Origin of the sequence: Streptomyces sp. NPDC007346, from assembly GCF_040703535.1 — a bacterium.
Lineage (GTDB): Bacteria > Actinomycetota > Actinomycetes > Streptomycetales > Streptomycetaceae > Streptomyces.
In genome coordinates this window covers 25165-33316 of the sequence record NZ_JBEYKR010000079.1, presented here as the reverse complement: position 1 = coordinate 33316, position 8152 = coordinate 25165, and the positions used below count along the sequence as shown (strand labels likewise).

At 72.6% G+C, this 8152-nt stretch carries 7 protein-coding genes; 3 read left to right on the top strand and 4 right to left on the bottom strand.

Annotation, left to right across the window (positions count from 1 at the left end; translation table 11 throughout):
* Positions 1-844, top strand: an 844-nt coding sequence (locus AB0917_RS20880; RefSeq protein WP_366821093.1) for an ABC transporter ATP-binding protein, incomplete at its 5' end; no start/stop codon positions are given.
* Here the strand turns inward: AB0917_RS20880 and AB0917_RS20875 are convergent.
* The 3 genes from AB0917_RS20875 to AB0917_RS20865 all read right to left on the bottom strand — a co-directional run bounded on the left by AB0917_RS20875 (position 732) and on the right by AB0917_RS20865 (position 6090).
* Positions 732-3290 carry a SpoIIE family protein phosphatase gene (locus AB0917_RS20875; RefSeq protein ID WP_366821092.1) on the bottom strand — a complete coding sequence of 853 codons (2559 nt, stop codon included), beginning with the start codon at positions 3288-3290 and terminating at the stop codon, positions 732-734. The two genes, AB0917_RS20880 and AB0917_RS20875, sit on opposite strands and share 113 nt — an antisense overlap.
* 197 nt (positions 3291-3487) lie before the next feature.
* On the bottom strand, positions 3488-4687 hold the full coding sequence (locus AB0917_RS20870) for a glycosyl hydrolase (protein WP_366821091.1): 1200 nt from the start codon (positions 4685-4687) through the stop codon (positions 3488-3490).
* Between the two features lie 122 nt (positions 4688-4809).
* Positions 4810-6090, bottom strand: a complete 1281-nt coding sequence (locus tag AB0917_RS20865; RefSeq protein WP_366821090.1) for a cytochrome P450 — start codon at positions 6088-6090, stop codon at positions 4810-4812.
* 227 nt (positions 6091-6317) lie between these two features.
* Here AB0917_RS20865 and AB0917_RS20860 point away from each other — a divergent pair, with 227 nt between their 5' ends.
* Both AB0917_RS20860 and AB0917_RS20855 read left to right on the top strand, forming a co-directional pair.
* Positions 6318-6791: a tyrosinase family oxidase copper chaperone gene (locus tag AB0917_RS20860; RefSeq protein ID WP_366821089.1), complete on the top strand. Its 474-nt coding sequence runs from the start codon at positions 6318-6320 to the stop codon at positions 6789-6791.
* A 55-nt stretch (positions 6792-6846) separates the two neighbouring features.
* On the top strand, positions 6847-7710 hold the full coding sequence (locus tag AB0917_RS20855) for a tyrosinase family protein (protein WP_366821088.1): 864 nt from the start codon (positions 6847-6849) through the stop codon (positions 7708-7710).
* A 67-nt stretch (positions 7711-7777) separates the two neighbouring features.
* On the opposite strand, the gene AB0917_RS20850 is transcribed toward AB0917_RS20855, so the two are convergent.
* Entirely contained in the window at positions 7778-8059 is a 282-nt protein-coding gene (locus AB0917_RS20850; protein WP_366821087.1) for a chaplin, read from the bottom strand.
* Between the last annotated feature and the right edge of the window lie 93 nt (positions 8060-8152).

Here is an 8152-nt window from a genome sequence, read left to right as displayed (position 1 = left end):
GGGCCCGCTCGGCCTGCGGCTGCGGGGCGTACGGTTCGGCTACGGCGCCGCCCCCGTCCTGGACGGCCTCGACCTCACCGTGCGGCCGGGCGAGACGGTGGCCCTCGTCGGCGCCTCGGGGGCCGGAAAGACCAGCTGCGCCCACCTCCTGGCCCGCTACTGGGACCCCCAGGAGGGAACGGTGGAGCTGCTCCCCGCCTCCCCGGCGCACCCCGTCGACCTGCGGGACCTCGCCGAGGACGACCTGAGGGCCGCGGTGTGCGTGGTCGGCCAGGAGGCCCCGCTCTTCCACGGGACCCTCGCCGAGAACCTCCGCCTCGGCGCCCCCGACGCCACCGACCAGGAGCTGGCCGCCGCCGTCCGCACCTGCGGCCTCGCCCCCGTCGTCGACGCGCTGCCCCAGGGGCTGCACACCCCGGTCGGCGAACGCGGCGCGACCCTCTCCGGCGGCCAGCGGGCCCGGATCGCCCTGGCGCGGGGGCTGCTCGGCCGCCCCCGGGTCCTCGTCCTGGACGAGACGACGGCCCACCTCGACCACCGGGGCGACGAGGAACTGGCGCGGGCGCTCGCGGCGGACTCCCGGGCCCGTACCCGTACGACACTGATCATCGCCCACCGCCCCGCCACCGTCCGCCGGGCCGACCGCGTCTGCGTCCTCGAGGGGGGACGCGTCGTCGAGGAGGGCACCTGGGACGAGCTGATCAGGACCGGCTCCGCGCTGACCCGGCTGTTCAGCCGTCAGGAGGAGAGTCCTCGGACGGGCCGGCCGCGGGCGGTACGGGAGGAGAGCCGACCGGGTGAGGCAGCGGCGGAGACGACGGCAGGCTCTGCTCCGCCCAGATGATCTTCCCCCGGTGGGTGTACCGGGTGCCCCAGCGCCGGGCGAGCTGAGCCACCAGGAACAGACCGCGCCCGCCCTCGTCCGTCGTACGGGCGTGCCGCAGCCGCGGGGTGGTGCTGCTGGCGTCGGACACCTCGCAGGTCAGCACGGACTGGAGCAGCAGCCGCAGCCGTACGGGACCCGACGCGTACCGGATCGCGTTGGTCACCAGCTCACTGACGATCAGCTCGGTCGTCATCGTCAGCTCGTCCAGCCCCCACGCCTCCAGCTGGGCGGCCACCTGGCCCCGGGTCGCACCGACGGCCGCCGGGTCCAGCGGCACGTCCCACGAGACCAGCCGGTCGGGGCTGAGCGCGTGGGTCCGGGCGAGCAGGAGGGCGATGTCGTCCGGCTGGGGAACGGGCAGCAGCTCCTCGACCACCGCCGCGCACAGCTCGTCCAGCGGCAGCCCGTTGCGCACGAGGGCCCGCCCCAGCCGGGCCATCCCCTGCTCGGCGTCCTTCCCCGGGCCCTCGACGAGCCCGTCGGTGTAGAGCCCCAGCAGACTCCCCTCGGGCAGCACGACGTCCAGGGACTCGAAGGGAAGTCCGCCTCGGCCCAGCGGAGGGCCGGAGGGGAGGGCGGGGAAGCTGACCGAGCCCTCCGGAGTGACGACCACCGGCGGCGGGTGCCCGGCCCGCGCCATCGTGCAGCACCGGGTGGCCGGATCGTAGACGGCGTAGAGACAGGTGGCGCCCAGCACCGTCGTGCCGCCCCGGTCGGCCTTCCGGCCCGCCGGCTCCTCCTCGCTCAGCCGCATGACGAGATCGTCCAGGCGGGCCAGCAGCTCGTCGGGGGCCAGGTCCATGTCGGCCAGCGTCTGCACGGCGGTCCGCAGCCGGCCCATGGTCGCGGCGGCGCTGATCCCGTGCCCCACCACATCCCCGATGACCAGGCCGACCCGGGCCCCGGACAGCGGGATCACATCGAACCAGTCGCCCCCGACCCCGTCCTTCGCGTCCGCCGGGAGGTAGGAGGAGGCCACGTCCAGCGCCGTCCCGCCGCGCAGGGTGTGCGGCAGCAGACTCTCCTGGAGCACCAGGGCCGCGGTGTGCTCCCGGGTGTAGCGGCGGGCGTTGTCCACGCACACCGCGGCCCGTGCCACCAGCTCCCGGGCCGGCGCCACATCGTCCTCGTCGAAGGGGACCGGGTTCTGCGACCGCATGAATGTGGTGAGCCCGAGGACGGTGTCCCGCGCCCGCATCGGTACGGAGATGAGCGAGTGCAGCCCGAACTCACGGATACGGGCGGCCCGCGCCGGCTGCTCCACGGCCCACGCGTGGCTGTCCGGATCGAGCAGCGGCAGGAGCACCGGGTCACCGTCGAGAAGGAAGTGGACGTCGTGCGGCGGCGGTACGAAGTCGACGCTCTCCCCGATGCGCGCCACGGACTCCGGACATCCCTCGTGCACCGAACTCATCCCCATCCGGCGCATCGGCGGCCTGCCGCCGGCCCCCTCCGCGCCGAGCGGCGGGCCCTCCGGCCGCTCCCTGCCCAGCGGCGTCTCCAGCAGGTCGACGAAGACGAAGTCGGCGAACCGGGGCACCGCGAAATCGGCCAGTTCCTGGGCCGTGCGCTGCACGTCCAGGGTGGACCCGATACTGGCGCCCGCCTCGTTGACGAGCGCCAGCAGCCGGCGCGCGTTCCACCGGTCGGTCACGTCCTGCACCATGTAGCCGATGCCGATCCGGTTCTCCTCGGCGTCCGCCAGCGGGAAGAACGAGCTCGAGAAGGCCCGCCGGCGGTTCGGGTCGGACCAGCTCCAGCCCAGGTACTCGTAGTCGGTCACCGGGACACCGGTCGCCATGACCTGCCGCATCAGCCGCTCGATGGGCGCCGCGAGCAGACCGGGCAGCACATCCGAGGGCCGGCGCCCCAGGCGCTGCTCCCGGGGGACCCCGCCGAACCGCTCCAGGGTGTCGTTGAGCCAGAGGTAGCGCAGCTGCGGATCCATCACCGCCATGCCGACCGGCGACCGGGTCAAGAACCCCTCCAGCACCGATCCTTCCACCGTCCACCGCGGGGTGCGTTCCCGCCCCGAGACCAGGAAGCCCTCGCGTCCGGCGATCAGGAACGAGGCGGAGACCCGTACGTCGGCGTCGACCTGCCGGTCGTCCCTGCCGCGCAGGGCGATCAGCCCGCTCCACCCCGATCCGCCGCGGCTGCGGGCGGCGATCGCGGCCGTACGCCGGGGGTCCGGGGCCCCCGCCAGCAGCATGGCGGCGGACCGGCCCACCATCTCGGCGGCCGCGTACCCGAGAAGGGCCTGAGCCCCACGGGTCCAGCCGATGACCGTGCCGTCCCCGGCGATCACCGCCACCGCGTCGTCGCTCAGCTGCACCGGGCCCCGCGGATCCGCGGAGGGCAGCGGGCCGGGCCCCGCCGTGGGGCCGTCGTCGGCGGATGCCATGCACCTCACCACCATCTCTAGGTTTCCATGGTCGCGCGTCACCCCCCGGTACGCACCGGCCCGCTTCCCGGACGGGGCCGCCGTAGGGGCTTTCACCCGTTCGGCGGTGTGACGCGGCGGGCCGTACCCCGTCGGGGGAGTGACGAGCAGTCGCTCGGCCACCTGCCCCCGCGCCGGAGCCGTCCCCCTACGCGCGGTCAGTAGCGGACACAGATCCTGCGTTCCTTGAGCCACTGCCCCAGCCAGTCCCCGAACGGCACGGTGAGGCACCACCTGCGGGTGGCCGGCGGCTCGGGAGCCGTGGGAGCGGGCCGCACCGACGGTGTGGGCGACGGCTCCACGGCCGGCGGGGTGGACGGCGCCGGGGCGGGTTCCACCGGTGCGGCCATCTCGGCGAGCCTGGTCCGGTACACCTTCGCGGAGCGGGGGTTGCTCTCGCACTGCCACACACCGTGCGGGCAGTAGTCCGTGATCGTCTGGTACAGCGGCTGGTGCCGGTCGATCCAGTCGAGCATCCGCCGCATGTACTCCGGATTGTCGCCGTTGCGGAAGAGCCCCCACTCCGGGAACGAGATCGGCTTGCCGCGCTCCGCCGCGAAGTCGACGTGCTTCTGGAGCCCGTACGGATCGTTGATCTGGTCGTCGAAGGACTGGCCCGGCGGCTGGTCGTAGGAGTCCATCCCGATGATGTCGACGACGTCGTCACCCGGGTAGCACTCGGTCCACGGGACGGCGTCCCGTCCCCGGCTGGGCGTGAAGTCGAAACGGAACTCCTGGCCGGGCACCGCGCGCATCGCCGTCACGATCCGCTGCCAGTACGCCTTCCAGGCCGCAGGATCGGGACCGCAGCGATGGGTGTACGTGGTGCCGTTCATCTCCCAGCCGAGCACGATCACCGTGTCCGGCACGCCCAGGGAGACCAGGCGCTCCGCCAGGACGGTGAAGTGCCGGTCGTGGTCGCCGGCCGCCCCCGACCGCAGCAGACGGCGGACCTCGGGGTCCGGGACGCGCTCCTCGTTCCGTTCCAGCATGGGCACGTTGAGGACGAACATCCGGTCCTCGTCCGCCTTGCGCCAGGTGGCCCAGGAGTCCAGGAACTCGGGGGCGCCCTCGATGTTCACCCACAGGTCGCCCGGTAGATAGGTGTGCCCGACCCGCAGCTCCGCGCCGTCGAGCCAGCGGGACAGGTGGGCCATCCTGTCCACCCCCGCCGGCCCGTAGTCCAGATAGGCGCCGTGGGCGGTGGAGCCGCCGCCCCTGCTCCCCTGAGGACCCGGGGCCGCGCTGTCCACGGAATCGGTGCCCGGCGGGAGCCGGCCCGCGATGCCGCCGCCTGCCAGGAGACTGAGGACAGCCGCGGCGATGCACGTGGTGATGAGTCGGCGCTTGGCCGGCATGACTCCTCCTGGCTGCGATGAATTCAGGCCGGTTCGGCCCGTTGGGGAGAGAGTTTCATCATCCGCGACCGCACGCGATCAGAGCGGTCCATTTATCGTATTCGGCGTTGCGAACGGGCCGTTCAGGTGACACCGGGATCGGAGATGAACGGCAGGGAAGCGACACGGTTGTCGAAATTCGAATCGACCAGCTTCGGATCGCCCGTCTGCCGGATGACGGGCCGTCGGGTGAGCAGTTCCCGGAAGAGGGCCGTCATTTCGAGCCGGGCGAGGTGGGCGCCGAGGCAGTGGTGCGGGCCACCGCCTCCGTAACCCAGATGCGGATTCGGCGACCGGGTGATGTCGAAGAGATCCGGACGGGTGAAAACCGATTCATCGCGATTGGCGGATGCGTAGAGCAGTGCGACTTTCTCCCCGGGAAGAAAGGTCCGGCCGCCCAGCTCGAATTCCGCGACGACGGTCCTGCGGAACTGGATGATCGGTGTCGAATGGCGGACGATCTCCTCGACGGCACCGCCGATGTACCTCTCGAAGTCCGACCGCAGGAGCTCCCGCTGCTCGGGATGCCGGTCCAGCAGGGACAGCCCGTGGGCGATCGCGTTACGGGTGGTCTCCACCCCGGCCACCAGCAGCAGCGAGAAGAACGCGCCCAGATCCCGCGAGGAGAGCGCCTCGCCGTGGACGTCCGCGCGTACCAGGGCCGAGACGAGGTCGTCCTGCGGGTCACGGCGGCGCTCGTGGGCCAGGCGCGCCATGACGAGCCGCATCATCGCCAGGGAGGCGAGCCCGCGACCGGGGATCCGCAGCCTGGCCCGGCCCCGGCGCTCGACGCCGACATGCTCGGACGCGTGGTCGATCTGCTCCGCGATCCGTGGCCGGTACGCCGCCGGGATGCCCATCAGGTCGCAGATCACCTCCAGCGGCAGCCGTGAGGCGGCCGACGGCACGAAGTCGCCCGGGTGCTCGGTGACCATCTCGCCCACCAGGCGTCCGGCCAGCCGGCCGATGTTCTCCTCGGTGGCGGCGAGCAGCCGGGGGGTGAAGCGCCGGGAGACGATCCGGCGCAGCGCCGCGTGCTCGGGCCCGTCCATGTTGACCATCGAGTTCCCGAACAGCGCCTTGGTCCAGCCGGCCGGCTCCGGAGTGGTGACCCCCGGAGCGCTCGCGAAGACCTTCGGCGTGCGGCTCGCGGTCAGCACGTCCGCGTGCCGCACCAGGGCGTAGAACGGCTTGCCGGAGGTACGGGCGGTGCCCGGCCGGGGTGTGAACAGCACAGGTGCCTCCAGCGTCCGCAGCCGGGCGAAGGCGCTGAGCCTCTCCGGGCGCGGCAGCCGCCAGAACGCCGGGTCGGCGAGGTCGCAGTGCGCCGCACGATCGCCGGAGAGCTGATGCGGAACGGTCATGTCCATACACCTCCACGCGTTGGCGAGGTCATCGTCCGTTCCGGTGCGCGCTCCACCCAGCGCGACGCGGGCCTCCGGCGCGGATGGCCGCGCACCGTCACGCGTTTGACGGAACGCGAGGCACGCCGCGCCCATGAGAACCGATTCGCCGCCGCCTCGTTGCCACCATCGCCAGCAACACCCCCCCCACAGGGCGTCCCGAACGAGCCGACGAGAGGCAGTCACCCATGAGTCGAACCACGGATCCGGGCGGCGCGCCGCGTGGCGCACGCGGCCCGTCGCGCCGGACGGTCCTGCGTACCGCGTTCACCGCGGCCGCGGTCACCGGCACCGCCGCGGTCCTTCTGCCGCTGCGCGACCCGGAGCCGAACACCGCGTCCGCGCCGGCGAAGGGGCCGGGCCGCTCCACCCCCGGGACGGAGGAGTTCGCCGAGATGTACCGGGGCCGGGAGATCCGCGGGTCGGTGACCGTCCTGGTCCCGGCCGGCGGGCCGGGCGGCGCCGGCGCACCCGAGGCCGAACCGGCCATCGAGATCCGCATCGACGGCCGCCCGCTGCACGTCATGCGGCGTGCGGACGGCACCTATCTGAGCGATGTCACGCACTACGAGTCGTTCCCCACGCTGCGCGAGACGGCCCGCGCCGCCGTGGACGAGCTCGGCACCGCCCGCCTCGCGGCCCCCGCCTCGCACCACAGGTGAACGCCGCCCGGCAGGTGAACGTCGAACCGCACATGAACCAGGAGGACCCAAGCCGGTGTACACCCGCAAGAACCAGCGCGACCTCACGCGCACCGAGAAGCGGCGCCTCGTCGACGCGATCCTGAAGCTCAAGAGCTCGGGCCGCTACGACGACTTCGTCGTCATGCACCGCGAGTTCTACGTCATGGACACGGAGAACCGGCCGCGTCCCGCCCATATGACGTCGTCGTTCTTCCCCTGGCACCGCCACTACCTGCTGGAGTTCGAGCAGGCCCTCCAGGCCGTGGACCCCGGCGTGAGCGTCCCCTACTGGGACTGGACCCAGGACCGCTCGCCCACCTCGTCGCTGTGGGCGGAGGACTTCCTCGGCGGCAACGGCAGGGCCGGCGACCGGCGCGTCACCACCGGCCCGTTCGCCTTCGATACGGGCAACTGGAGCGTGGGCGCCGGGGTCACCGACCAGAACTGGCTCACCCGCAACTTCGGCAGGCCCGGCAGGAACCCGGTCTCCCTGCCCACCGCGGACGACGTGGCGCGGGCGTTGAAGGACCCCGTCTACGACACCGCGCCGTGGAACAGCATCAGCACCGAGGGGTTCCGCAACCGCGTCGAGGGCTGGGGGATCCAGGGCGTGCGCACGGTCGGCAACCACAACCGGGTCCACCAGTGGGTCGGCGGCCCGATGGCCGGCGCGGCCTCCCCCGAGGACCCGGTGTTCTGGCTCCACCACTCGTTCATCGACCTGCTCTGGGACCGCTGGCGAAAGGCGCACCCCAGCTCCGCCTACCTGCCGGGGCGCAAACCCGACGCCCCCGGCCGGGACCGCGAACACGTCTTCGGCCTCGACGACCCGATGCCGCCCTGGGACGTCGCCCCCAGGAAGCTCCTCGACCACAGCAAGGTCTACCGCTACGCCTGAGCGCGCACGGCGCGACGGCCGGCCCCTCCGGGAGGAGGGAGCCGGCCGTCGCGGTGAAGCGGGGGAATCAGCGGCCGTAGCCGTAGTCACCGTCGTCGTGGTGGCCCTCGGAGACGTTGACGCAGGTGTTGCCGAAGGCCGGGTTGAGCAGGCCGACCACGTTGATGGTGTTGCCGCAGACGTTGACCGGAACGTGGATCGGGACCTGGAGGACGTTGCCCGAGGCGACACCGGGGGACCCGATGGCCGCACCCTGCGCACCGGCGTCCGCGGTGGCCAGGCCGGCGCCGCCGGCGAGCAGGGCACCGGTGCCGGCCATCACAGCGGCGACCTTCGTAATACGCGACATCAGAACTCCTTGTAAGGAAGGGGGGTTGCTGCGGAGCACGAGGCCCGCATGCCCTGACAACGCGAGAAGCGCCGGTGGGTAACGGATCGAGAA